Source organism: Sphingomonas qomolangmaensis, assembly GCF_024496245.1.
In the GTDB taxonomy this organism is placed as follows: domain Bacteria; phylum Pseudomonadota; class Alphaproteobacteria; order Sphingomonadales; family Sphingomonadaceae; genus Sphingomonas; species Sphingomonas qomolangmaensis.
The window spans coordinates 3,179,223-3,205,027 of sequence record NZ_CP101740.1 but is presented as its reverse complement, the minus strand read 5'-3'; the positions used below and the strand labels follow the sequence as shown (position 1 = coordinate 3,205,027).

The following is a 25,805-nucleotide window of genomic DNA, read 5'->3' as shown; positions in this document are numbered from 1 at the left end:
CCCCATCGGCCCGCGCGTTCACGCCATCGTGCGCAGGCGCTTGCGGACCAGCTTACCCGACGATGTCAGCATCGCCTCTCCCCATTTGCCGCGGGGACCGGCACCCGGTTTCAATGCCGCCGACAGCTCGGCTTTGTCCGCCACCGACCAGTTGACGTAGCCGATATGGTGCTGCTCCAAAAAGTCCCACCAGACGCCGGTTTCGGTCGCGTCGATCACGCCATCGCCGTCGGCGCGGGTCGTGCCATATTCGGTGACGAACAGCGCCGCCCCCTTTGCCATCGCCGCGGCGGCCTTGTCCCGCAGCGCCTGCTTATGCGTGGCGGCATAGAAATGGAGCGTATAGGCAAGGTTGGGATCGGCCAGCGGATCGGCGGCCGCCTCGTCGACATCCTGCGACCAGCTGCGCGTGCCGGCGACCACCAGATTGCGCTGATCGACGCGCCGGATCGCGGTCAGCACGGCGGCGTGATAGGGTTTGAGCACGTCGGCCCAGCCATGTTCGACCAACGGCTCGTTATACGGCTCGTATATCAGGTTCGGCAGCGCGCCGTACTTGCCCGCGATCCGCGCGAAGAATGCTGCGGCCTGTTCGGGATAGGGCTGGTGCGCGTGCCAGTCGATGATGACGTAGATGTCGTTGGCGACGGCGGCGTCGATTACCGCTTCGACCTTGGCCAGCTCGGCCGCGGGATTGGCCAGATAGCCGCCCGAGTCGACCGCCATCGCCGCGCGGACAACGTCGATCTTCCAATCGCTGCACAACCAGCGAACGGCGTCGGCGTTGTAATATTGGCCCTGCCACTGGCTCCAGAACAGCGACATGCCGCGCAGCGTGACCGGGCGGCCATGTTCGCCGACGATATGGTTGCCGCGCACCTGCAGCCGGCCGTGGCGAGCAACGACGCCGCGCGATACCGGCGTGGCTTCGCCGATTCGCGGGAAAGCGAGCGATCCCGCCAGCCCCGCCATACCCGCCACCACCATGCGCCGGCCGAGGGTCACAGCTTCATCCCCAGCAGGATGGGCTCGATCACCTTCTCCATCGCGGCATACCCCGCGGCTTCGGGGTGGACGCCGTCGAGCGCCAGCCCCTTGCGTATGCCACCCCGTCCGTCGCCGAGCGCCGCGGCATAATCGACATGGGTCGCGCCGATGCGCGCGGCATAGGCGCGTATCCAGGCGTTGATCTCGGCGATCGGCTCGATCGTTGGAAGGCCCGGCCGCCAGGGGAAGCCGGCGGCGGGGGGAACCGACGCCAGCAGCACCGCGATCCCGTTCGCCTTCGCCAGCTGCGCCATCGCCATCAGATTATCGTACGTCTGGGCGCGCGTCATCGGCCCGGTATTGCCGGCGACATCGTTGGTACCCGCCATGATGTGCACCGCGCGCGGACGCAGCGCGATCACGTCGGGCATCATGCGAAGCACCATCTGCGAGGTCGTCTGGCCACTGATGCCGCGCCCCACCCGCCCCTCGCGGAAAAATTCGGGACGCTTGTCGCGCCAGCCTTCGGTGATCGAATCGCCCATGAAGACCACCCCCACGGGTTCTCCGGCGGTTCGCAGCCTTGCATTGTCGTCGGCATAGCGCGCCCACCATGCCCAATCTTCGCGCAGCCGCTTCTCGCGGGCGGCGTCCTGCCCGGTGGCGAGGCCGGGCAGCAGCGAGAATCCGGCGGTGGCTGCGAAAAAGGTCCGGCGGTCAAGGCTCATAGATGCTCCGTCAGCAAACAGGGTTGGGCGCGATCGGCACCTGGCGCCGCGTCGCGATGCTCGAAGGCCGGGCGGCGTCGCCCGACCGCATCGTAGCGCGGCCGATGCCGAAGGCCAGCCACATCGGGATTGCCGCGGCGCGCTAATCCCCGAACTTTCGCCCGAGCGAACGCTTCGACGACCCAGTCGCGCCACCTACAATTTCGGTGGAAGTTGGAATCGTCGGCCTCCATATCCTCGGCGATGAAATATTTCGAACCAATCGCGCTTGCGCTCGTCGCGATCCTTCTTCCGGCCGCGCATCAGCCCGATCCGGCGACCCGCCAGCTTTGCTCGAACCAAACCGGCATGCACGACGGCTATTTCTTCACCTTCTGGAAAAGCAGCGGTGATGCCTGCATGACGCTGGGGCGGCGCGGCCGCTACACGACCGACTATCGCCTGGGTGCCAGGGAAAATCTGGTCGCCGGCAAAGGCTGGCGGGTGGGATCGCAGACGCGGACGATCGGGTACAAGGTCAACCGGTTCGAAGCCGGCACCAACAGCTATCTGACGCTTTACGGGTGGTCGACCGATCCGCTGATCGAATATTATATCGTCGAGGATTGGGGTTCGAATTTCACCCCGCCCGGCGACGATGCGAAACCGCTGGGCACCGTGCGTAGCGATGGCGGCATCTACACCATCCACCGCACCCAGCGAGTCGAGCAGCCATCGATCCGCGGCACCCAGACCTTCTACCAATATTGGAGCGTGCGGACCCAGCGCCAGACGTTCGGCAAGGATCGAACAATCACCTTCGCCAACCATGTCGCGGCGTGGCGCAAGGCGGGGATGCAGCTCGGCACGATGCACTATCAAGTGCTGGCGACCGAAGGTTTCGGCAGCAAGGGAAATTCGGCGGTTACGCTTTGGCAGGAATGATGCGGCGGGTCGGTTAGGCCGGTTGGCGAGCCCTTCGCAATGCTGTGATCGGGTTCCTGCTTAACCTAACTGCACAACCGGGCTTATTTGGTGCCCAGCACACGCAACAGATATTGGCGCATGCGTTCGGTCCGGTCGGCCGACGCCGGTGCGAGCACCCCGCGTGCGCTTGCGGGCAGATGATCGCCCGCGGTGCCGGCCGACGGGCTGAAGACATAGTGATCGAACCAGGCGCGCCAGCCTTCCTTTTCGAACTGCGGCCGATCGCGCACCGCCATCATCGCATGGACCAACGCATGGAATGCCGAGTTGGCGGGGTCGAAATCCCACCAATAATTGCACAGGACGTTGAGCGTATCGAACGCCTGCACATGGTGCCACCAGGTCGCGGGGACGAATATCGCATCGCCTGGCCCAAGGTCAGCGACGACCGCGTGGGCGAGCGCCTGGGCGAAGCGCGGGTAGCGGTCGAGATCGGGTCGGGTGGGATCGACCATCGACGAAGGCGGGCCCGCCAGCGTTCGGTCGAGCGGGCCAAGATACAGATTGCCCACCTGCTCGGGCGGAAAGAGGATGAACCGCCGCCGCCCCGCCACGACGCACGCAAGGTTGGTCGAGCCGTCATAATGGGTCGCGGTGCGGCTGGCATTGCCGATCCACAGCCGCGGCACCGCGCCGCCAAGGTCGAGATCGATCGGATTGCCCGCCGACCATCCGGGCAGATGCTCGGGCGCGGTCGCGGCGTTGGCATAGAGCGAGTGTGCCTCGCCTGCGGGCAGCGCCGCCAGCCGCAGCAGCTCGCTGAGCAACAGCTTGAGCGGCGCGCGCTCGCGATTGAAGTTGAAGCCTTCTAGATTGTCGCCGCGATAGAAAAACCGCCCGCCAAATTCGGGCGGCGACACCAGCACCTCGAGCGGATGCGCGGCACCGGCCTCAAGCCCCCCCAGATAGTCGGCTATCGCGTTGTCGCCTGCCTTGGCCGCCGCGACGGCGGGCCATGCGGCTACTTGATCGCGCAGCACCAGCGGTTGCGCGAGCGGTGCGACGTCGGTGGCGAAGGTTGCGGCATCGACTGCGGCGCGTTCGTCGGCGGGCCGAAGCGGTGACAAGGAGGAGATCATGGCTTCCTAGGTAACAGCACGATGGGGCCGGACAACCCCGGCAAACGCACCGGATAGGCACCCGCGCATCGCTCGCGCGCTCAGCATGCCGCAAGCGCGGCGTCGGTCGGCAGCGGCTCGAGCCGCGCCAATGCCTCGGCATGCGGGGGCATATGATCGAGCGACGCGGTCACCACCGCCTCGATCCGTGCGAGTCGATCGGCGACGCGCGCCAGCGGCCAGGCATCGCATACCGGATCATGCCCAAGCGCGGGGGCGCCTTGCCCGGTCAGCAAGGCGAGCCAACTCCAGGCGTTGAAGAGCTCGTCATCCTCGCGGAACAGCCGCCCGCCGCCCGCGAACAGCGCAAGCTTTTCGGCGAGCCCGGGCGGCGGGGTTTGCGCGCGGCGATCGTGCCAGAAGCGCTCGGGCCGTTGGTTCAGGTAATAATGCGCGACCAGGAAGTCGCGGATCCGTTCGAATTCGGTGGTCATCACCCGGTTGTAGCGCGCGCGCGTCGCGGCCACCGCGTCCGGCCCCGCCGCTGCCCCAGGCAGATGTTGCAGCAGATGTTGCAGCCCCGCCTGCACCAGATGGATGCTCGTCGATTCGAGCGGCTCCATGAACCCCGACGCAAGCCCCAGGGCGACGCAATTCTGCGCCCAGAACGCCTGCCGATGCCCGGTCGAGAAGCGCAGCACCCGCGGCTCGGCGGTCGGCGGCGTCTCTAGCGACGCCAGCAATTCGGCGGTCGCCTCGTCCTCGCTGAGATAGGCCGAGCAAAACACGCGCCCGTTTCCCGTACGGTGCCGCAACGGGATCCGCCACTGCCAGCCCGCCGCATGCGCGATCGATCGAGTCAGCGGCAGCGGCGCTGTATCGGCTGCCGACGCCACCGCGACCGCGCGATCGCACGGCAACCAGTGCGACCAATCGACCCAGCCGACCCCCAGCGCCTCGCCCACCAGCAACGACGCGAAGCCCGAGCAATCGAGGAACAGATCGCCCTCGATCCGCCGGCCATCGGCCAGCACCAGCGCCGCGATCCCGGCAGCGCCGCGCTCGACGCCCTCGACGGTGCCTTCGACGCGCGCCGCGCCCATCGCTTCGGCATGCCGGCGCAGGAACGTCGTATAGTGCCCGGCGTCGAAATGATAGGCGTAGGTAATGCGCGACAGCGGCGAATCGCCATTGTCGAGCGGGTGCGCGAACCGTCCTTCCTCCGCCGCACGCGCCTCGAGCCAATAACGCTCGAGCGCTTCGGCCTGCCCCGCGGCGCGCGCGCGGAGCCATTGCGCGTGGAAGGGCAGCCCGCCGATATCGGTGCCGGGACGTCCGAAGGCGTGGAGGTACGAACTGCCCTGCCCCGACCAGCCTTCGAACCGGATACCCAGCTTCCAGCTGCCCCCCGTCGCACCCAGGAAATCGGCCTCGTCGATCCCCAGCATCGCGTGGAAGGTGCGGATCGGCGGGATCGTCGCTTCGCCGACGCCAACGGTGGGTATCGCGTCCGATTCGATCAGGGTCACCGTCCAGCCCGCGGGCCCGAGCAGCCGCGCCGCGGTGGCCGCGGCCATCCAGCCGGCGGTGCCGCCGCCCAACACCACGATGCGCTGCGTCACGCTGCGTGCTGCCGGCCGGGCGCTACCCGCGCGATATAGTCGGCATGGCGCGGCATGCGGCTTGCCGCGTCGGCGAACAGCGCGCGCAGCCGAACGAAGCGCTGCTCGACCATCGCGGGATCGGTAAGATCGGCCATCCGATCCCATCCGCCGGGCACCAGCCCCTGCCCGAGCAGCACCGCAACCCAGCTATCCTCGGCGAACAGATCGTCGTCGCGGCGAAACACGCGACCGGCGCGCTTCCACAAGGCGATCTTCTCCGCCAGCGTATCGGGGATCGCGCGCGCCGCGGCATCGCGCCAGAAGGGTGAATCGTCGCGATGGGTGAGGTGATAGTGCAGCGCCAGAAAGTCGCGGACCTGATCATATTGAACATCGGCCTGGCGATTGAAGGTCGCCGCCTCGACCCCCGAAAATTCGCGATCGGGGAACAGCGCGAGCAATCGCGAGATGCCGCTCTGGACCATGTGGATCGAGGTCGATTCGAGCGGTTCGGCAAAGCCACCCGCCAGCCCAAGCGCGACGACATTGCCGATCCACTGCCGCCGCCGCCGCCCCGCGGTGAAGCGCAGCAGCCGCGGCTCGGCCAGCGCGGGCCCGTCGAGATTGGCGAGCAAGGTTGCGGTCGCCTCGTCATCCGATAGATAGGCGCTCGAATAGACATAGCCGTTGCCGGTGCGGTGCTGAAGCGGGATCCGCCATTGCCAGCCTGCCGGTCGCGCGGTCGATCGCGTAAAGGGCGTCAGCCCATCGCCGCCGGTGGCGCAGGGGACCGCAACCGCGCGGTCGCACGCCAGCCAGGGGGTCCAGTCTTCATAGCCCGCCTGCATCGCGCCTTCGATCAGGACGCCGCGAAAGCCCGAGCAATCGACGAACAAATCGGCAGCCAAGATGCGGCTATCGGCCAGTCGCACCGCGTTGACGTTCCCGCGCTCGCCTTCCTTGATGACTTCGACCACTTCGCCTTCGACCCGAACGACCCCGGCGCGTTCGGCGCGGGTGCGCAGGAACGCGGCGTACAGCCCGGCGTCGAAGTGATAGGCGTGGTTCATCTGCGACAACACCGACGCCGGATCGGACGCGGGGGGCATGAACCGGCCTTCGCGCGCGGCGACCGCGCACAACGCATAATCGGCAATGTCTTCGCGGACTCCCGCGGCGCGGCGCCGAAGCCAGTGCTGGTGGAATCGAACCCCCTCCTGATCGAAACCGAAGACGCCGAAGGGGTGCAGGTAGCGCTCGCCCGTCGCACCCCAGCCGACGAACTCGATCCCCAGTTTGAAGCTGCCCGCCGTCGCTGCGATGAACTCGGCTTCGTCGATACCAAGCGCGGCATTGAACGCGCGGATCGGCGGGATCGTCGCCTCGCCCACGCCGATCGTTCCGATCGCGTCGGATTCGACCAGCGTCACCGAAAGCCCGGTGGGGATCATGCGCGACAACGCCGCCGCGGCCATCCAGCCGGCGGTGCCGCCGCCAACGATCAGCACCGATCGGACCGGCCCGTTGGTCATGCCGCGACCCACAGCAGCGGCCTCGTCGCCGCCTCGATCATCCCGCCGGCGGTGCCGCCGCCGTTGATCGCCATCCGGGGACCGAGCCTCCCACCAGCCCTCTGTCCGCTGTCGTACACATCGCTCTCCGCAGCCTGTTGCAAGGTTACAACACCATGACAGCCAACTGAATCTAGACTTTTTCCGCTATTGGCAAACCTTAAAATCCGTGGGTATTCGGCCGCTCGGCGCACCAATGCATCGGCATTTGATAGCGCTAACATCGGGGAGGTTTCGTGAAGGGTAAGACTTTGGCTACTGCGCGCGCGGGTGCACTGACGGGTGCTTCGGTTATGGCGATGGTGCTCACCATGCCGGCAGCCGCTGCATCGGCGACCGATGGCTTGCCCCTGGTGGCGCCGATGGTTGCAATCGAGCAAACACAGCCTGCAACCCCGCAAACCGCTGGCGATGCGGCCGTGCAGGACGAAGCCACCACCGACGAAATCGTCGTGACCGGCATCCGCCAGAGCCTGCAAAGCGCGCAGGCAATCAAGCGCAACTCCGACGTCGTCGTCGATTCGATCTCGAGCGAAGACATCGGCGCCTTGCCCGACCGTTCGGTCACCGAAGCCCTCCAGCGCGTCCCCGGCGTGTCGATCAGCCGATTCCAGGCGGGTGCCGATCCCGATCACTTTGCCGCTGAAGGTTCGGGCGTCGTCGTGCGCGGCCTCACCTACACGCGTTCGGAGTTGAACGGCCGCGACACCTTCAGCGCAGGCAACGGCCGCGGCCTGTCCTTCGCCGACGTTCCCGCCGAACTGCTGTTCGGGGTCGACGTGTTCAAAAGCCCTTCGGCCGACATGATCGAGGGCGGCATCGCCGGCACCGTCAACCTGCGCACGCGCCTGCCCTTCGATTCGAGCGGCTTCCTGCTCGGCGGCACGCTCGAGAACAACTATGGCGACTTCGTCAAGAAGTCGGCGCCGACGGTATCCGTGCTGCTCAGCAACCGCTGGAAGACGGGCATCGGCGATTTCGGCCTGCTCGGCAGCTTCGTGCGGTCGCAAATCCGCAACCGCGCCGACAGCATCCAGATTTCGAACTGGGGCACGCGCGTGCTGACCGACGACGGGCGGTTGCTCCAGCCGCTCGCCGCCGATGGCACATCCAATGTCGGTACGACGGTATATGTGCCGCGCGGTGCCGCGGTGCGCAGCCAGGAATATGATCGCGTTCGTTATGGTTATTCGGCGGCGGCGCAATGGCGCAGCCTCGACGGCCGCACTGACGCGACGCTGCAGTTCCTGCGCTCGGATTCGCGCGAGGCCTGGACCGAGAATGCGATCGAAGTCGCGACCGACAACGTGCTCGCCGCGGGCGACAGCCAGCCCTTCCCCGGGACGACCTTCGATTTCGACGACGACAATGCCTTTACCGGCGGGCTGATCACCGGCCCCAACGGCTATCGCGCCGATTCGCAGGCGGGCGCCGATGGCCGCACGCCGACCAACGGCCTGCAATCGAACAACATCGCTCGCGGCAACACCGCGCGTTTCCAGACCAACGACATCAGCTTTGCAGTGAAATCGCGGCTCACCGACCGGCTTTCGGTCAGTGTCGATTACCAGCATGTCTGGTCGAAGGTGAACGTCACCGACCTGACGGTCTGGGGTACGACGTATCAAAACGCCGACATCCGGATGAATGGCAAGGATCCGGCGCAGGTGACGCTGATCCCGGTGACCAACGGCCCGAACAATTACCAGAACGCCGCCAACCCGTCTTACCTCAATGCCTATAACAACTTCTATCGCTCGGCGATGGATCACCTCGAGGATAGCGAGGGCGATTCGGACGCGGCGCGGATCGATTTCGACTATAGCTTCCCCGAGGAAGGCTGGCTGAAGTCGGTAAAGGCGGGCTATCGCTTCGCCGATCGCCAGAACGAAGCGCGTTCGTCGGCCTATAACTGGGGCGTGTTGAGCGAGATCTGGGGCGGCGGCACGCTGGCCGACAATTCGTCGGTCGGGCCGGGCGGCCCGGTCTGGTTCGACCGTCCGATCGACGGCAATCCAGCCACGCGTACCACCGGTGCGCTCGCGCCGCAGGAAGCGTTCCTCTATTCGAACTTCTTCCGCGGGCAGGAAGCCAATCCGTCGGCGCCGGGCGGTCCGGGCCGGCTGTTCTACCCGGGCGCTGCGCTGCAGGATTACGGCACCGCGATCCAGTCGATCAGCCAGATCGCACAGGAATGGCGCAACTTCAGCAGCAACCTGTCGGGCGCCAATGGCTGGGTCCCGCTCGAGAGCCGCGCGGGCGTGATCGAGGGGACGCCGTATCTGCCGGGCGAGGTCAATCCGGTATCCGAACGCAACAACGCCGCCTATTTCGTTGCCCGCTTCGGCAATGAATTCGACAATGGCTGGAACCTCACGGGTAATGTCGGCGTGCGCTACACGCATACCAGCCGCGTTTCGTCGGGCTTCTTCGCGTTCCCGCAACAATCGTTCAACTGCGTCCCACCCGCCGACGGTCAGGTACAGTCGCGGTTCTGCGCGTTGCCGCAAGCTACCCGCGATCAAGCGGCAGCGTTCCAGAACGGCGCGCTGGTCGCGAACGACGCCAAGCTGAACTATGATTACTTCCTGCCGTCGGCCAATTTCCGGCTGGCGATGGGCGGCGGGCTGCAATTCCGCGTCGCGGTGAACAAGACGGTGGCGCCGCCCGACTTCCTGCTGACCCGGTCGTTCTACAACGTCAATCTTGGCACCGGCGATCAGACGATCCTGTTCAACGGCGGCCCGGTCGCGATCTTCCAGGTCGGCAATCCGTTCCTCGAACCGGTCCGATCGGACAATTTCGATCTGACCGCCGAATGGTATTTCTCGAATGTCGGCCAGCTCACGCTGTCGGCGTTCGCGAAGAACCTGCGCGGCGTCCAGGTGACCAGCACCGAGCGGCAAACCTTCACCAACAATGGCGCCACCTTCGACGCCATCGTCACCACGCCGCTCAATTCGGACGAAATCGGCAGGATCCGGGGGCTCGAGCTCGGCTATCAGCAGACCTATGATTTCCTGCCGGGGGTGCTCTCGGGCCTCGGCCTGTCGGGCAATTTCACCTATGTCCATTCATCGGGCGTTTCCCAGTCGAACCTCGATCGGAACGATCCAAACGTCGCTGCGGGCGTTATCACTTCGATCGACGTCGGTGGCCTGCCACTGCAGGGATTGAGCAAATATCAATTCAACCTTGCGCCCTTCTACCAGAAGGACGGGTTGGAAATCCGGGCCGCCTATAACTGGCGCTCGAAATATCTGCTCACGATCCGCGACGTGATCGTGCCCAACGCGCCGGTGATCCAGGATGCCTATGGGCAGCTCGACGCGTCGATCTTCTACGCCGTCACGCCATCGATCCGCATGGGCTTCCAGGCGGTGAACCTGACCAGTGCGATCACGCGAACCAACTACGTCATCAACAACGATCTGCTCGAACGACCCCGCAACTGGTTCGTCGGCGACAGCCGTTATACCTTCTCGATCCGGGCGAATTTCCGTTAACGCCGCTATCGCGATCGTAACTACGTACGTCGTTTTCCAATCCGACAGAAAACGAACATTCCGATAAGCTTGACGGGCTTCGCTTTTGCTTTCTCATCTGTGAGGAATCCTCGAGCGAAGCCCGCTGGCCATAGTGCGACTTACCCCGGCCCATCGGCGGGTCCGCATGACCTTCTTCGATTCAAGGCGTAAGTAAATTGTGCCAATAGGCCCGCTATTGCAGGGCCGCCGCGCGCGCGATAGCATCCGGGCATGGCAACGCGCATGGTTGTTCTTGGCCAATATTGTCGCGTCGCGGCGTGTGTCGCGGCGTTGCTGATAATGTCGGGGTGCGGCGGTCGTGGCGGGGACATCGCCTACGACCCGGCAAGCTTCGTCGCGCCCGATGCCCCGCCCCTTCCCGCGACGACCACCGACTACCGCCTCGGCGCGGGTGACGTCGTGTCGATCCAGGTCTTCAAGGTCGATAGCCTGTCGGGCGACCAGACGATCGATACGGCGGGGCGCGTCAATCTCGCGCTGCTCGGCCCGGTCGTCGCCGCCGGACGCACCACCGCCGAGTTCGAGCAGGCGCTCGAACGCCAGTTGGGGGAAAAATACCTCACCGCGCCCAGCATCGCGGTGACGCTGAAAAGCGCGGTGCAGCGAACGGTCACCGTCGACGGGTCGGTGCAGCAGCCCGGCCTCTACCCCATCTCCGCACCGACATCGCTGATCAAGACCATCGCGATGGCGCGCGGCACCGCCGAAGAGGCCAATCCCAGCCGGGTGATCGTCTTCCGCCAGATCGATGGCCAGCGCATGGCTGCCGCATTCGACCTGAAAAGCATCCGGCGCGGCGAATCGCCCGACCCGGTGATCTATGCCGACGACATCGTCGTCGTCGACGGATCGGCGACCAGCAAGGCAATGAAGACCGTCATCCAGTCGCTACCCTTCGTGACCCTGTTCAGGCCGTTCTAGATATTGGCGGACCAGGTCGCCGAAGCGCAACGCATGCTCTATCGACTTTGGCGATACATCGGGTTATGTTCTACGCCGTTGCCCGATACGAGCGGCGACAGCGGATTACTTCGGCTTGCGCTTCGGCATCAGGGGAGATCGGAATGGGCGTTCGAAGCACATCATGGATCGCGGCACTGGCGCTCGTCGCACAGGCGACCATCGCCTCCGCGCAACCGACCGTCGAACCGCGCCTTGCCAGCAACCGAACCGCGCTCGGTATCGCGACGCAGCAGCCGACCCGATCGTCGACCGCAACGGCGCAGGACTGCGTCGTTGGAGGCGCGATCGCCGACTGCGCGTCGCTCGTCGGCAGCAGCCAAGCCGTAGGCCTGACGGGTGGTAGCCTGATCGTCCTGCTGGGTGCGATTGCCGCGGTGGGCCTCGGCATCGTCGTGGCGGTCGGCGGGGACGATGACACGAATGGCGGCGTCACGCCGGTTAGCCCGTAACACACGCACCGGCGCGGATTTTTGGCGGCGTCCTTGCGACCCTTCTACGAAAGACCTCCGCCCGCATCAGCAACGACCGCACCGCGCCGTTTCTCGAGGCTTTCGGCGCATAACCATGGATATCGTCGCTATTCGGATCGGCTAGTCTCGGCCTTCCTTTGCGGCGCCATCCTTCTGGGGGGCGCGAGCGCCGCAGGTTTCGTCGCCAACGCGATCGTGCAGATTGCCGCGATCGCGCTGTTGGTCGCTGTACTATGGGCCCCCGACGCTGCGGCGCGACAGGCAGTGGCCGACCATCGCTGGCCGTTAATTCTATTCGCACTGACCGCGGCGCTGATCGCGCTGCAAATCGTTCCGCTCCCAGCCTCGCTCTGGCAGACCCTCCCGCATCGATCGGCGGTCGCGCAGGGCTTTGCCCTCGCGCGCGTCGATCCCGGCTGGCTGCCCTTGTCGCTCACCCCCGCCGCTACCGCGGCTGCGTTGATCGCGCTGATAGCGCCGCTGGCGATGTATTTCGCGGTGATCGGCGCAATCCGGGCCGAACGGATGCTGCTGCTGCGCGCCCTCGTCGCGATGGCGGTGCTCTCGGCGATCGTCGGTGCGCTGCAGCGGGTGCAGGGCCCCGATTCGCCGCTCTATTTCTATGCGATCACCAATCGCGGCAGCGCCGTCGGGCTTTTCGCCAATCGCAACCATCTCGGCACGCTGCTGCTGTGTGCGGTGCCATTCTGCGCGGTGCTGATCCGCAGCGCACGGACCGAGCGCGCTAGGGGGCGCGCGGCGACGCTGCATGTCGTAGCGCTCGCCGCCGCGATGCTCGTGCTGCTGGCGGGCGTGGCGATCACCGGCTCGATCGCGGTCGCGCTCATGGCGGGTCCGGTCGTCGTGGCGGCGATCCTGATCCTGGCCGCGGACCAAGCAAAGCACGTCAAACGCGTTGCGCTGATGGGCGCGGTTGGGGTGCTGGCGGTCACGGCGGTCAGCGCCAGCGTGATGCCCCGCCAGCTGCCGGCGAGCGACCAGCATCGCGACTCGATCATCCCCACTGCCGCGCGCGCCGCGGTTGATTATCTCCCGCTGGGGGCAGGCGGCGGCAGCTTCACCGCGGTGTATCCGGGGTATGAAGATGCAGCCACGGTGACCCCCGAATATGTGAACCACGCGCATAGCGATTATGTCGAATGGCTGCTCGAATATGGCGCCCCCGGCATGGCGCTCACCGCAGCGGCCTTGGCGCTTTGGGCGCGAGCGACCTGGGTCGCGTGGCGCAGCGGCGGTGACGTTGCACGCGCGGCCACCACCGCGCTGGGGGTCATATTGGTTCACAGCGCGGTCGATTACCCGCTTCGCACCGCCGCGATCGCGGTAGTCGCGGCGCTTGCCACCGCATTGGCGACCACCGCAACCGACGATGATACAGCCCATCGCCCCCCAAAGGCATGATCGATCGCAATATCCGCGATGCTTGGCGTCTGTTGACAACGCACAAATCCTAGTAACAGTCGCTTAGCCGATCCCCGGTCCGTCGTAGTCGGGATGAAACGGGGCAATATGGCGTCTGGGGGTAGACGATGAACGAGGCGATGGGCGAGATCGGCGGTCGCAGCCTGCGTCGTCCGCACAGGTCCGATGCCACTTCGGTATTCGCGGCCAAAGTACCGTGGAGCGGCAACGTGCATCGTCCCACGCAGATCGATGTCGGCGATCTTTTGCGTATCCTCTTCAAATGGAAATGGCTGATCCTGACCGCAGTCATTGTCGGGGTAGCGCTGGCGATCGCAGCGACGATGCTGTCCACCCGAGTCTATCGTTCGGTGGCCACGCTCGAGATCAACACCAGTCCGATCGAAGTGATGGGCAATAATCGCGGCGTCCAGCCTAAGATGCGCGGCGAGGACCAGTTTCTCCAGACCCAGTTCGGACTGCTCAAGAGCCGGTCGCTCGCCGAACGCGTCGCCACCACGCTCAACCTGGGCAACGATGCTAGCTTCGTGCAGGCCACTGGCTCGGCCGAGCAGAAGCGGCGCGCCGCCACCTACAAGCTGGTGTCCAATCTCAGGGTCGAACCGTTGCGCGGCAGCAACTTGGTGGCGCTGAGCTATACCGATGTCGATCCCGAGCGCGCGACCCGGATCGTCAACGCCTTCGCCAACGGCTTCATCGATTCGACCGCCGAACGTCGCTACGGCACTACCGCCTTCGCACGCAATTTCCTGCAAGGCCGGCTCAACGCCACGCGCGAGCGGCTCGAAGAGAGCGAGCGGCAGTTGGTCAACTACGCGCGTAGCAAGGGCATCGTCCAACTGAACAGCGGCGGCGGGCAGGCATCGGGCCGCGATGCCGACAGCCCCACCGGCGGATCGGGCGATTCGCTCACCACGCAATCGCTGCTCACCCTCAACGGCGCCTTGTCGAACGCGATCGGCGAACGGATCGCTGCCGAACAACGCTATCGCCAGGCGGTCGCAACGAGCGCCGCGGGCGATATCTTGCAGAACCCCACGATCACCGGGCTGCGTTCGGAGCGCGCCAGGCTCGAGGCCGATTATCGCGAGCGGCTGGCGACGTTCAAACCCGATTATCCCGACATGATCGCGCTGCGTACACGGATTACCGAGATCGGCGCGGCGCTCAGCCGTGAAAACGGCGACGTGTCCTCGTCGCTGCGATCGGCCTATCTCGCCGCCTCGGGTCGCGAGGCCGAATTGCGCGAACAGGTGGCGTCGCTGCGGTCGAACGTACTCGACCTGCGCAATCGCGGGATCGGCTACACCATCCTGCAGCGCGAGGTCGAAACCAACCGCGGATTGTACGACGCGCTGCTGCAACGCTACAAAGAAATCGGCGTGGTCGGTGGCCTCGGCGAAAGCCAGGCGGTCGTCGTCGATACCGCGCTGCCACCCCGGAGCCCGTTCCAGCCCAATCCGATCCGCAACCTGCTGATCGGCATCGTCGCAGGACTGGTGATCGGCATGGCGATCGCCTTCGGGATCGAATTCATCGACGACACGATCAAATCGGCCGAGGATGTCGGCAGCAAGCTGCACTTGCCGCTGCTGGGATTGGTGCCGCGGATGGAAAAGCGCGCCTCGATCGTCGACGAGCTGGCCAATCCGCGATCCGAAGTCGCCGAGGCTTATTATTCGGTGCTGACCGCCCTGACCTTCACCAGCGGCAATGTTCACCCCAAATCGCTGCTGGTGACCAGCTCGCGCGCGAGCGAGGGCAAATCGAGCACCTCGCTCGCGCTGGCGCAGAATTTCGCGCGCACCGGGCTCAGCGTGCTGCTGATCGACGCCGATCTGCGCAAGCCGTCCTTCCTTGCAAAGACCGCCGACAGTATCGGGCTTTCGCGGCTATTGTGTTCGAACGAGGCGTTGGGCGAGCATATCGTCGGCACCAACACGCCGCGGCTGTCGTTGCTGCCCAGCGGCCTGGTACCGCCAAATCCCGCCGAGTTGCTCGCCACGCGGCGGATCCACCAGATCATCGCCGAAGCGATGAGCAGCTACGACATGGTGATCATCGACGCGCCCCCCGTCCTCGGCCTTGCCGATGCCCCGGTGCTCGGCTCGATCTGCGAGGCGACTTTGCTGGTGATCGAAGCGGCATCGATCCGCCGCGCGATCGTCCTCAACGCGATCGAGCGGCTGACCACCGCCGATGCGCGGCTGATCGGCGTCGTGCTGACGAAGTACAATCCCAAGACCAGCGGCTATGGCTATGGCTATGGATATGGCGACGGCTATGGCGGCCCCTATGGCAGCAAGCCGCGGACGACGCCGATGCTCGACATCGCTTCGTGACGACCCAAATGGCTGCCCGCGGGTTTCGCCCGGTGCGGATGTTGGCGGTGGTGTGCGCGATCGGCCTTGCTTGGCTGGCGGCGCGTCAGGCCGCGCTCGGGCACTGGCAGGCGCGCGAGCCCGCGCTTGCCATGGCATTCGCGCCAGCGGGCGGCGCCGCGCTGACCAACCTCGCACAGGCGCGGATCGTCGCCGCGGCAGGGGCCGTCGATACCGAAGCGCGCGAGCTGATCGCACGATCGATGCGCAGCGCTCCGGGTAGCGCCGCGCCGGTGATGCTGGCAGGGCTCGCCGCCAGCGCCGATGGCGACGACGCCCGCGCGCGGGCGTTGATGACGATCGCGCGGAACCGCGATCCGCGCGCCGACATCGTGCGCTACTGGCTGCTCGACCATCACATCCGGCGCGGCGACTATCGCGCTGCGCTCGCCGAGGTCGGCCCCGCGATGCGGCTGCGCCCGGGCACGCGCGAGCTCATCCTCGCGCTGGTCGCAGCGCTGCTCGCCGATCCGCGCGGCGCCGATGCGGTGCACGCGGCGCTCGCCACCGATCCCGATTGGCGCGGCGACTTCTTCGCGGTGCGCGCGGGTACCGGCACCGACCCACTGGCGCTGCTGGCGTTGCTCAGCCGCTTGCCGCGCGCGCGCAATCCGATCGCCGCCGACACCGAACAACGCGCGGTGCTGCGCGCCGCGGTGGAGCAGCGCCACTATGCCGCAGCCTATCGCGCCTGGCGCAGCTTCCTTCCCGCAGTGCGCCGCCGCGCAAGCGCGATGCCATACGACCCGAATTTTGAGGGGCTCCCCGGCCCCCTTCCCTTCAACTGGACCACCGGCGACAACGCCGCCGGCGAAGCGAGCATCACGCCCGCCCCCGACCTGCCCGAAGCCGGCGCCATGACGCTCGCCTTTCATGGCGCGACCCCGGCGGTGCTAACCGAACAGCTGGTGCTCGCCGCCCCCGGCCCCGCGACGCTGTCGCTGCGCTCGCGGATGACGGGCGCCGATCCGGTCGGTCGGATCGTTGCGCGGGTGCGGTGCGCGCAGAACGATATGCTGCTCGCCGAAATGCCGCTGGCCACCGTCGGCGGGCCGATCCAGCTTTATGCCGCAAGCTTCGCCGTCCCGCCGCGTTGCGACGCCGTCCGGCTGCAGTTCGTCGGCGAACCCGGCGAACGCTTCGGCGAGGTCCGCATCCAGGTGACCGGCGTCGATCTGCGTACGGGTCGATCGCCGGCGTGACCCCCACGAACCAGAATAGCGCCCCCGGCCCCTGGCGATCGGCGCGCAAGCTCTACGTTGCCCTGCCGCAGAACCGTCGACGCCAGGCCGCGCTGACGATCGTCCTCATGATCGTCGGCGCCTTTGCCGAACTCGCGACGATCGGTGCAGTGCTGCCCTTCCTCGCGATCGTAACCGGGGGGTCGCAGGGCCGCTATGGCGGCGCGGTCGCGATCGTCGATTCGCTCGCGGCAACCACGGGCCTCGGCACACTGGGCTTTTCGGCGCTGCTGCTGGTGGCGATCGCGATCCTGTCGGGCGCGGTGCGGCTCGCGCTGGTCCGCACCAGCCAGAGTTTCGTCTTCTCGGTCGCGCATGACCTGGCGACGCAGATCTACGACCGCACGCTGCACCAGCCCTATAGCTACCATGTCATGCGCAATAGCAGCCAGACGATCTCGGGGATCGAGAAGGTGCAATATGTCCTCGGCAACGTGCTGCTCCCCGCGATGCTCGGCACCACCGCGGCGGTGGTCGGGCTGTTCATCCTCGCCGCGCTGATCGCGATCGACCCGGCGACCTCGCTGGTCGCGTGCCTTTGCTTCGTCATACTCTACGCTATCGTCAGCCTGGCCACCCGCAAGCGGCTGTACCGCAATGCCGACATCATCGGCGATGCGCTGCAGGAGCGCGTCCAGACGCTGCAGGAGGGGATGGGCGGCATCCGCGACGTCCTGCTCGATCGAACGCAGCCGATCTTCGTCGCCAAATTCGCGCGCGTCGATCATGCCTTTCGCCGCGCGCAGGCTGCCAACCAGTTCATCGCCGCCGCGCCGCGCTATGTGGTCGAGGCGGGCGGCGTCGTGCTCATCGCGGTGCTGACGCTCTATGTCAGCACCCAACCCGGCGGGATCGTCGCGGCACTGCCGATGCTCGGCGCGCTGGCGCTCGGCGCGCAGCGACTGCTGCCCCTGGTCCAGCAGGTCTATTTCAGCTGGTCGCAGATCCACGGCAACCGCCGCGCGATCGAGGATGTCGCGCGGCTGCTCGACATCCCGCCCCCCGTGCCCGAAGCCGCGATCCCCGTCCCGCCGCTCGCCATCGCGCTTGAGTTCGATCGCGTCACCTATCGCTATCCCTCGGGCGACCGCCCCGCGATCGACTCGCTGTCGCTGACGATCCCCAGAGGCGCGCGGATCGGGCTGGTCGGCAAATCGGGGGGCGGCAAGAGCACGCTCGCCGATCTTTTGATGGGGCTGCTCGATCCGACCACGGGGTGCCTGCGCGTCGATGGCCGCGTGCTCGACGCCGCCGCCAAGCCGTCGTGGCAGGCACAGATCGCGCATGTACCGCAAGCGATCTACCTCGCCGACAGCAGCATCGCCGCCAACATCGCCTTCGGGCGCGACGCCGAGGCGATCGACATGGCGCGCGTCCGCACCGCTGCCCAAGGCGCCGACCTGCATGATTTCATCGCCGGGCTCCCCGACGGCTACCAATCCCGCGTCGGCGAACGCGGCATCCGGCTGTCGGGCGGGCAGCGCCAGCGGATCGGCATCGCCCGCGCGCTGTACAAGCAGGCGACGATCCTGATCCTCGACGAAGCCACCAGCGCGCTCGACGACGAAACCGAACGCGCGGTGATGGCCGCGATCGACCGGTTGTCGCGCGACCTGACGATCGTCTCGATCGCCCACCGAGTATCGACGCTGCGCGGGTGTGACCTGGTGGTGCGGATCGAGGGCGGCCGGATCGTCGCGCAGGGGCCCTATGCGCACATCGTGACCGCCGCCGCCGCTGCCGGGTGACAGCGGCGATGCCCGACGGCAGGCGTCGCGACCTGCAGGCGCTGCGCGGATGGGCGGTGACGATCGTGATCCTGTTCCATGCCGGGCTCGGGGTGCTGCCCTCGGGCTATCTCGGCGTCGACATGTTCTTCGTGCTGTCGGGCTATCTGATCACCGGGATCATCCTGCGCGACCGAGCCGCGGGGAAGTTTCGCTTCGGCCAATTCTACCTGCGCCGCGCGCGCCGGCTGTTGCCTGCGGCCTATGCGATGCTGGCGCTGACGATCGTCGCGGCGATGCTGCTGCTGACGCGCAGCTTCTATGCGCGCTTCCTCGATCAGCTGGCGGGCGCGCTGACGATGTCGATCAACATGGTCCTGTGGCGGCAGATCAATTATTTCCACGACTCGGCGATCTTCGAGCCGCTGCTGCACATGTGGTCGCTAGCGGTCGAGGAGCAATTCTATCTGCTCATGCCCGCGCTGCTGGTGATGTTACCACCGCGGCGATGGACGGCGGTGCTCGCGGTGGCGACGGCGGTCAGCTTGATCGCCTATCTCGTCGCTTATCCGCGCGCGCCCGCTGCCGCCTTCTACCTGCTGCCGTTGCGCGCATGGGAGCTCGGCTTGGGGGCGGTCGCGGCAACCTCCTATGCCGAGCGCGCGCGCGTCCGCGACTGGGCAACCCGGCTTCGCCCGCTCGCGCTGCTGGCGCTGCTGGCGCTGCCGCTCGCTCCCACGGTCGCCGCGCTGGTTCCCTGGTTGACCCTGTTCGCATGCATCAGCGCGGTGGCGTTCATCGTCGCCGAACCCTGGGAAGTCCGCGCGCTGACCCCATGGGCAGCGATCGGCGATCGATCCTATTCGCTGTACCTCGCGCATTGGCCGCTATTCGCTTTCGCCAACATCGTGTGGCTCGGGATGCCCTTGCCGCCATTGCTGATCGGCGCCCTGCTGCTGGCGACAGCCACGCTGGGATGGGCATCCTATCGCTGGATCGAGCGGCCGGGGCAGGTGATGCCGCTTGCCCTGAGGCGGATCTCGGGGCTGGCAGCGGCAGGCGCGGGTGGCCTGGCGCTGCTGGGGGCGATCGGCGCACAGATGGTGGCGGGGCGCGGCCAGCCCTTCGACACAAGCGGCGTCACCGGGCTGCCGCTCGCCGGATGCGAGGGCACCGCCACCCGCTTCGACGGCCGCTGCAGCCAATCGCCGCAGCCCAGGATCCTGCTATGGGGAGATTCCTTCTCGCAGCACCTCGTGCCCGCGATCACCGCCTCGACCCGACACCCGATCGCGCAGGCAAGCCTTGGCGGATGCGCGCCTTTGCTCGGCATCGCGCCGGTGGACCGGCTGGCGAGCCGCCGGATCGCCGCGGCGTGCATCGGCTTCAACGACAGCGTGCTGGCGTATCTCGCGCGAACCCCCAGCATCGAATTGGTGGTGCTGTCGGGTCGGTATCTTCGCTATATCACGCCCGATACGCGCGGGCTGTTGTCCGCCGGCGACAACATCGTCGCGAGCACGCCCGGTCGGATCGTCGCGGCGCAAGCGCGAACCAGCGCAGCGATCCGCGCGATCGGCCGCCGCGTGGTCGTGGTCTCGGGACCGCCACAAGCGCGCTTCGATGTCGGCCAATGCTGGGAGCGCAAGCTGGCAGGGCTGCCGCACGCGGGTGCCCGCGCCGATTGCGCCATCACTCCTGCCAGCGCGCATGTGCTGACGCAGCCGACCGCACGGCTGCTCGACGCATTCGCGCACACCGCGGACACGCCGGTGCTGCGGATCGACCGCGCGATGTGCGCCAACCGCATCTGCCCCACCGCCTGGAACAACGTGCCGCTGTACCGCGACAACGACCATCTCGGCGAAGCCGGGTCGCGCTTGGTGGGCCGCCGGCTCGGGCTGGGCGAGCGGCTATGGGCGATGGCGCGCTAGAGCAGGCGCTTGACCGTGGAAAAGCCGCGCGAACCCGCACGAAGCGCCGGGGCGGGAAGATAGGACAACAGCTGGTACACCAACCGTTCGACCCGCGCCGGCTGGTGGACGTCGCGAAGGATCGCGCGCGCTTCGACACCGCGCCCGATATACAGCCGTCCGCGCGCATAATTGAGCCGCGTCCGATCGGCATAAGCGCGAATAGGCGCATGCAGCTCGCGATACCGCGGCGAAGCCAGTGCGCGCTCGAGCGTCGCGAAAACCGGCGATTCGGGCAGCGGCCGGTCGCGGCCTCTGGCGTCGCAGGCGACCCGCTCCATGACCCCGCCGTTGCCGCGCAGATAGATCGAGCTTTGCCGCGTGCTCACCGCCATCTTGTGATCGAGCGCGAAGCGGATCCAGAACTCGGTGTCGGCACCTACCCGGTAGCTGCCGAACCCCGATGTGGCGGCGAACGCGGTGCGTCGGATCGCGACGCTCGATGCGTTGAAGACGCTGCCATCATGGTCGCGAAAAAAGTCCAGCCGGGCGATCGATCCGGCACCGCTCGGCTGCTGCAACATCTGGTCGAGGTCGCCAAGATACGTCGCGAGCGAGGCCGCACCGATCAGGTCGACGTCTGGATAGGCCGCGATCACCTCGGCAAGCGTCGCCAGATGGTCGCGGCGCCACCCGTCGTCGGCGTCGATCAACGCGATCCAGTCGCCGCACGCGCGCGCCGCGCCCGCGTTACGCGCCGCACCCTCGCCGGCATTGGCCTGGCGGATCAGGTTTATCCGCGGATCGCCGATCGCCGCGATACGATCGGCGCCACCGTCGTCCGATCCGTCGTCGACGACGATCACCTCGGTCGGGGGAAGGGTCTGGTCGAGCACCGACGCCAAGGTCCGCACGATATGATCGCGCTTGTTGTACAGCGGAATGACCACCGAGAAGCTGGGAAGATTCGCAGCCATCGACGCTTCATGACGCAAGTATCCGGCCAACGCCAGCACCGGATCGCATGATGTTGCCGTCCGCCGGATTGTCGCCGATACATGATGGCGATGCGCATTGCCGGCCCGCTATTATATGTGACGCCGACCGATCATGCCGTCGCGCCTGGCGGTCGTGCGAAACTCTCGCGGCTGCATCAAATGCAGCTGCGCGATCTGCTGGGCGACGACTTCCATCGCTTCGTGCTACCCGCCCGGCGTTCGCGCCCAGCCAAGGCGTTGTTGCACGGCCATATCAACGGCATCGATCGCGACAGCATCGCGGCGCTGACCGATGCGATCGAGCGCGAGCGCATCAACCGGGTGTTTCTCGACGGGTCGAACCTCGGTGCCGCCGCGCAGGCGATCAAGCGGCGCCATCCCGGCGTCCGCATCATCACCTTCTGCCACAATGTCGAGGCGCGCTTCTTCCTGGGGGCGTTGCGCGCGCGCCCGACGCCGCGCGCGCTGGCGATATTGGCCGCCAATGCGCGCGCCGAACATGCCGCGATGCGATCGAGCGACACGGTCGTTTGCCTCAGCGAGCGCGACAGCAGGCTGCTGCAGCGGCTGTACCGGCGCGGCGCCGACGCGATCGTGCCGATGGTGATGGAAGACATTCCTCGCGCCGATACGCCGCCAAGGCCCGTTGCCGAACCCTATCTGCTGTTCGTCGGCGGCAGCTTCTACGCGAACCGCGACGCGGTGCGCTGGTATGCCGATACGATCTCCCCCGCGCTGCCGATCGCCACGATGGTGGTCGGCCACGGCATGGACCAGGTCGCACCCGCCCCAAATTTGACGATGGTCGGCGCAGTCGACGATATCGCCCCTTGGTACGCGCATGCGCTAGCGGTGGTCGCGCCGGTCCGCGACGGTTCAGGGATGAAGACCAAGGTCGCCGAGGCGCTGATGTTCGGCAAGCAGGTGATCGGCACGGCCGAGGCGTTTTCGGGCTATGATCGAACAGTGGTGGCGGCCAACCGGCAATGCGATGAACCGGCCAGCTTCCGCCGCGCCATCGACGCCATCTGCGCCGATCCGCCGCCGGCGTTCGATCGGGCGATCCGGCTGCTCTACGAACGGTTCCACGCCCCCGCGGTCGCGCGCCGCGGGCTCGCCGCCATCCTCTCGGCATAGAGCGCCGCAATTTGATCGGCGAGGCGATCGAACGCGAAATCGCCGATCCGCGCCGCGCCATAGGCAATCAGCCGCTCCCGCGCGATCGGATCGGACCAGACACGCTCGATCACCTCGGCGGCGGCGACCGCGTCGTCGGGTGGCATATACGCCCCCTGCCCCTCACTGACCTCGCGGAAGACCGCGGTATCGCTGGTCACCACCGGCCGTCCGGCGGCCATTGCTTCGATCACCGCGATGCCGAAGCCTTCGTAGCGCGAGGGCACGACCACCATGTGGCATGCGGCATAGAGCGCGCCGACCGTCGCGTCGTCGGCATGCTCAACGATCCACACCAGCGCCCCGAGCGCCAGCCGCGCGATCCGCGCCTGCAGCGCCGCCAGGCTGCCCGCATCGTTGCCGACGATCACCAAGGGCCTGGCGCATCCGCGGTCGCGCAGGACCGCCACCGCATCGATCGCGAGCTCGAGATTCTTGCGCGGTTCGAGGTGACCGACCGCAAGCATGAAGCGCGAAGGCATGCCCGGCGGCAGCGCACCCAAAGCGGCGGCACGCGCCGACACCCCGTTATAGACCACCGACACCCGCGTGCCCGGGCGGAACGCCAGCAACTCGGCGCGCATCGCCTGCGATACCGTAATGATCCGATCGGCGCGCGCCAGCGCATGCGACACGATCGCCGGCGCCACCGCGCGTTCGATTAGCGGCCGATCGCGCTGCAGCGGCCGTAGGTCGTGGATCGTCAGCATCGTCGGGCATGGCGCGTGCACCAGCGGCAGCGTGAAGGTCTCGAACAGGTCGAGCCGGTCGGCCGCCAGCGTGCGCCGCCAATAGCCCAGCCCAGCGCGAAAGCGCGGCCATCGCCCGCTGCTCGGCATCGGCGTTCGCCGCACGATGATGTTGGGCGCATCGGCGAACCAGTCGGCGATCCGCTGGTCGGCGGGTTCGTAGATGACGAACGATATCGCCGGATTGCGCCGGATCAGCGCGCCGTACAAATGCCGGAAGCGCTGGTTCGCCCCCGACGGGCGATCGTCGAAGCAGGTCGCGTTCAGCCCGACGCGCATCGCGTCAGCTTGCATCGAGCTTGAGCAGCGCGAAGTGGCGCGCGATCACCGCCGATTCCTCGAACGGTTCGACCGCTTGGGCCAGCATGTCGGGCGCGATCGGGCGGTCGAGCGCGGCGGCGATGCCGTCGGCCAGCGCCTGCGGATCGGCGACGGGCACCAGATAGCCATAGCGCCCGCCGCCGAGCACCTCGCGCGGCCCGGTGGGGCAGTCGGTCGCGACCGGGGTGCAACCGCACAGCATCGCCTCGACCAGCACATTGGGGAGCCCCTCGACATGCGACGACAGCGCAAAGACGTCGGCGTTGGCGAAATATTTGAGCGGATTGGATACGCGGCCCGGCAGCCGGACGCGATCCGCCAGCCCCGCCGCCGCGACCTGGGCCTCGAGCGCGGCGCGCGATGACCCCTCGCCCAGGATCACCAGCCGCACCATCCGCCCGCGATCGCGCAGGATCGCCGCCGCGGCGATCAGGTCGTCAAACCCTTTCCACGGCGCCAACGTACCCGCCGCGACGACCAGCGGCACGCTGCGATCGACGAACCACCCATCTTCGACCGGCTCGGTCGCGCGCGCGCGCGCCGCAGGCTGATCGACGATATTGTACACGCAGGCATGCCGCGTGGTGCCGAACACCTCGGCATATTGCGCAACCATGTCGCGCGACACGCAGGTGAGCGCATCGGCGCGCCACGCGACGCTGCGCGCGAGTTGCTTGAGCACCCATTTCTTGGTGAACGCCCGGTTCGAATAGGTGTCGAACGGCGTCACCCGCGACGACCCGCTGATCCGGACGCGCGACCGCGCGACGATCGCGGCGAGCAGCACGAAGGTGTTGAGATGGTCTTCGGCCGAAAACACCGCATCGGGGCGCTCGCGACGGAGATAGCGCACCAGCGGCGCGAACATGCCGCGCGTCTGCGCACGGTCGAGCACGTGGACCGCGACCCCCGGTGCGTCGGGAACGCGAAGATCGGTGTCGCAGCGGCCGATGATCAGATCGACCCGATGCCCACGCGCGGCGAGCGCGGCCGCCAGCCGCCACTGCGCCAGCGGCACCCCCGAAATCGCATAGCGCGGCGTGACCACCGCGATCCGCAGCCGCTTCATGCCAGCAGCGCCTGATACTCGCCCGCCGCCACGCGCGACCGCGCCAGAAACAGGAAATTATTGTAATAGCCGCCGCCCGCCACCCCAAGCGCGGCGAGCGACTGGTGGAGGGTAGGCCGGAACCCAGCGACCGGCACCAGCACCTCGTCCTTGAGGAAAAATCCGTGATAGCCGAGCGATTCGATCCGCTCGAACATCGCGGCGATCGGCGCGCCGCGGTGGCGCTGTTCGATCTCGATCAGGATCGCCGGGCATGATGCCGCGATCGTCGCCAGCGCGCCTTCGATCACCTCGGCTTCATGCCCTTCTACATCGATCTTGAGCAGTGCCGCATCGGTGATGCCGAACGAATCGAGCCGGCGAAGCGCGACTTTCACGACCCGCCGCGCGCCCTCGCCGAGCCGCTCGATCGACGCCGCCGCATCGTGCTCGACCCCCTCGCTATCGACCGGAATCCCAAGCGCCGCGCTGCCATCGACCGCCGACAGCGCGCAATCATGTACGCCTAGGCCCGGTCGCCCCGCGGCCCAGGCCTGCAGCGCGGCAAGACACATCGGATTGGGTTCGAACACCTCGACCCGCGCGCCCAAGCGGTGGAGCGCATAGGCATAAGCGCCATAATTGCCCCCGACATCGATAGCGCGCGCGCCGGACGGCACCAGCCACCGAAGTAGTCGCATTTCGGGCTCGAGTGTTCGGTTCAGCCGTGCATGCCAATATTTGGCGGGCACGCGCCAGCGGGCGGGCAAGCCTTCGCGGACCAACGCCTTGGTCCGGCCAAGCCTATTTACCACCATATCGCGCCCCAACGCTGGGCTTTTCTTGACCTGGGCGGCTTTCTATTGTGCATGGCACTATCGGGGGTGGCCAGATGTGCGGGATTGCGGGTATC

General features: G+C 67.0%; 21 protein-coding genes. 11 read left to right on the top strand and 10 right to left on the bottom strand.

Annotation, left to right across the window (positions count from 1 at the left end):
• Positions 1–18 precede the first annotated feature (18 nt).
• Entirely contained in the window at positions 19–1,005 is a 987-nt protein-coding gene (locus tag NMP03_RS15150; protein ID WP_256506318.1) for a glycoside hydrolase family 5 protein, read from the bottom strand.
• Positions 1,002–1,715: a GDSL-type esterase/lipase family protein gene (locus tag NMP03_RS15145; protein WP_256506317.1), complete on the bottom strand. Its 714-nt coding sequence runs from the start codon at positions 1,713–1,715 to the stop codon at positions 1,002–1,004. Before NMP03_RS15145 ends, NMP03_RS15150 begins: the two co-directional genes overlap by 4 nt.
• A gap of 2 nt (positions 1,716–1,717) precedes the next feature.
• Here NMP03_RS15145 and NMP03_RS15140 point away from each other — a divergent pair, with 2 nt between their 5' ends.
• On the top strand, positions 1,718–1,861 hold the full coding sequence (locus tag NMP03_RS15140) for a hypothetical protein (RefSeq protein ID WP_256506316.1): 144 nt from the start codon (positions 1,718–1,720) through the stop codon (positions 1,859–1,861).
• 97 nt (positions 1,862–1,958) lie between these two features.
• A complete protein-coding gene (locus tag NMP03_RS15135) occupies positions 1,959–2,639 on the top strand; it encodes a glycoside hydrolase family 11 protein (RefSeq protein WP_256506315.1) in 681 nt (226 codons plus the stop codon).
• Between the two features lie 83 nt (positions 2,640–2,722).
• Here NMP03_RS15135 and NMP03_RS15130 read toward each other — a convergent pair whose 3' ends face one another.
• The 4 genes from NMP03_RS15130 to NMP03_RS15115 all read right to left on the bottom strand — a co-directional run bounded on the left by NMP03_RS15130 (position 2,723) and on the right by NMP03_RS15115 (position 7,018).
• A complete protein-coding gene (locus NMP03_RS15130) occupies positions 2,723–3,760 on the bottom strand; it encodes a cupin-like domain-containing protein (protein WP_256506314.1) in 1,038 nt (345 codons plus the stop codon).
• Positions 3,761–3,840: 80 nt separating this feature from the next.
• Positions 3,841–5,361 (bottom strand): tryptophan halogenase family protein, encoded by a 1,521-nt coding sequence (locus NMP03_RS15125; protein ID WP_256506313.1) that lies wholly within the window; start codon positions 5,359–5,361, stop codon positions 3,841–3,843.
• Positions 5,358–6,875: a tryptophan halogenase family protein gene (locus NMP03_RS15120; RefSeq protein ID WP_256506312.1), complete on the bottom strand. Its 1,518-nt coding sequence runs from the start codon at positions 6,873–6,875 to the stop codon at positions 5,358–5,360. Before NMP03_RS15120 ends, NMP03_RS15125 begins: the two co-directional genes overlap by 4 nt.
• Positions 6,872–7,018, bottom strand: coding sequence for a hypothetical protein (locus tag NMP03_RS15115; RefSeq protein ID WP_256506311.1), 147 nt, complete (start codon positions 7,016–7,018; stop codon positions 6,872–6,874). The genes NMP03_RS15120 and NMP03_RS15115 overlap by 4 nt, the downstream gene beginning before the upstream one ends.
• A 207-nt stretch (positions 7,019–7,225) precedes the next feature.
• Here NMP03_RS15115 and NMP03_RS15110 point away from each other — a divergent pair, with 207 nt between their 5' ends.
• The 8 genes from NMP03_RS15110 (at position 7,226) to NMP03_RS15075 (ending at position 20,621) form a co-directional block, all read left to right on the top strand.
• Positions 7,226–10,420 carry a TonB-dependent receptor gene (locus NMP03_RS15110; protein WP_256506310.1) on the top strand — a complete coding sequence of 1,065 codons (3,195 nt, stop codon included), beginning with the start codon at positions 7,226–7,228 and terminating at the stop codon, positions 10,418–10,420.
• Between the two features lie 252 nt (positions 10,421–10,672).
• Complete coding sequence (locus tag NMP03_RS15105) at positions 10,673–11,383, top strand: polysaccharide biosynthesis/export family protein (RefSeq protein ID WP_256506309.1); 711 nt, start codon at positions 10,673–10,675, stop codon at positions 11,381–11,383.
• 65 nt (positions 11,384–11,448) lie between these two features.
• Entirely contained in the window at positions 11,449–11,874 is a 426-nt protein-coding gene (locus tag NMP03_RS15100; protein WP_256506308.1) for a hypothetical protein, read from the top strand.
• Between the two features lie 216 nt (positions 11,875–12,090).
• Positions 12,091–13,317, top strand: a complete 1,227-nt coding sequence (locus NMP03_RS15095; protein ID WP_256506307.1) for an O-antigen ligase family protein — start codon at positions 12,091–12,093, stop codon at positions 13,315–13,317.
• Between the two features lie 128 nt (positions 13,318–13,445).
• On the top strand, positions 13,446–15,680 hold the full coding sequence (locus NMP03_RS15090) for a GumC family protein (protein WP_256506306.1): 2,235 nt from the start codon (positions 13,446–13,448) through the stop codon (positions 15,678–15,680).
• Positions 15,677–16,921, top strand: a complete 1,245-nt coding sequence (locus NMP03_RS15085; RefSeq protein ID WP_256506305.1) for a hypothetical protein — start codon at positions 15,677–15,679, stop codon at positions 16,919–16,921. The genes NMP03_RS15090 and NMP03_RS15085 overlap by 4 nt, the downstream gene beginning before the upstream one ends.
• Entirely contained in the window at positions 16,918–18,708 is a 1,791-nt protein-coding gene (locus tag NMP03_RS15080; RefSeq protein ID WP_256506304.1) for an ABC transporter ATP-binding protein, read from the top strand. The genes NMP03_RS15085 and NMP03_RS15080 overlap by 4 nt, the downstream gene beginning before the upstream one ends.
• Positions 18,709–18,716: 8 nt before the next feature.
• Positions 18,717–20,621, top strand: coding sequence for an acyltransferase family protein (locus tag NMP03_RS15075; protein WP_256506303.1), 1,905 nt, complete (start codon positions 18,717–18,719; stop codon positions 20,619–20,621).
• Here NMP03_RS15075 and NMP03_RS15070 read toward each other — a convergent pair.
• Positions 20,618–21,577: a glycosyltransferase family 2 protein gene (locus tag NMP03_RS15070; RefSeq protein ID WP_256506302.1), complete on the bottom strand. Its 960-nt coding sequence runs from the start codon at positions 21,575–21,577 to the stop codon at positions 20,618–20,620. The genes NMP03_RS15075 and NMP03_RS15070 overlap by 4 nt on opposite strands.
• Before the next feature lie 90 nt (positions 21,578–21,667).
• Here NMP03_RS15070 and NMP03_RS15065 point away from each other — a divergent pair, with 90 nt between their 5' ends.
• On the top strand, positions 21,668–22,735 hold the full coding sequence (locus NMP03_RS15065) for a glycosyltransferase (protein ID WP_256506301.1): 1,068 nt from the start codon (positions 21,668–21,670) through the stop codon (positions 22,733–22,735).
• On the opposite strand, the gene NMP03_RS15060 is transcribed toward NMP03_RS15065, so the two are convergent.
• Genes NMP03_RS15060 through NMP03_RS15050 form a run of 3 tightly spaced genes read right to left on the bottom strand, consistent with a single transcriptional unit; the run spans position 22,672 to position 25,710 of the window.
• Positions 22,672–23,817 (bottom strand): glycosyltransferase family 4 protein, encoded by a 1,146-nt coding sequence (locus tag NMP03_RS15060; protein WP_256506300.1) that lies wholly within the window; start codon positions 23,815–23,817, stop codon positions 22,672–22,674. The genes NMP03_RS15065 and NMP03_RS15060 overlap by 64 nt on opposite strands.
• The gene (locus NMP03_RS15055; RefSeq protein WP_256506299.1) at positions 23,807–24,913 is read right to left on the bottom strand and encodes a glycosyltransferase; all 1,107 of its coding nucleotides are present in this window, start codon (positions 24,911–24,913) and stop codon (positions 23,807–23,809) included. Before NMP03_RS15055 ends, NMP03_RS15060 begins: the two co-directional genes overlap by 11 nt.
• A complete protein-coding gene (locus tag NMP03_RS15050; protein WP_256506298.1) occupies positions 24,910–25,710 on the bottom strand; it encodes an FkbM family methyltransferase in 801 nt (266 codons plus the stop codon). The genes NMP03_RS15055 and NMP03_RS15050 overlap by 4 nt, the downstream gene beginning before the upstream one ends.
• Positions 25,711–25,805: the final 95 nt, after the last annotated feature.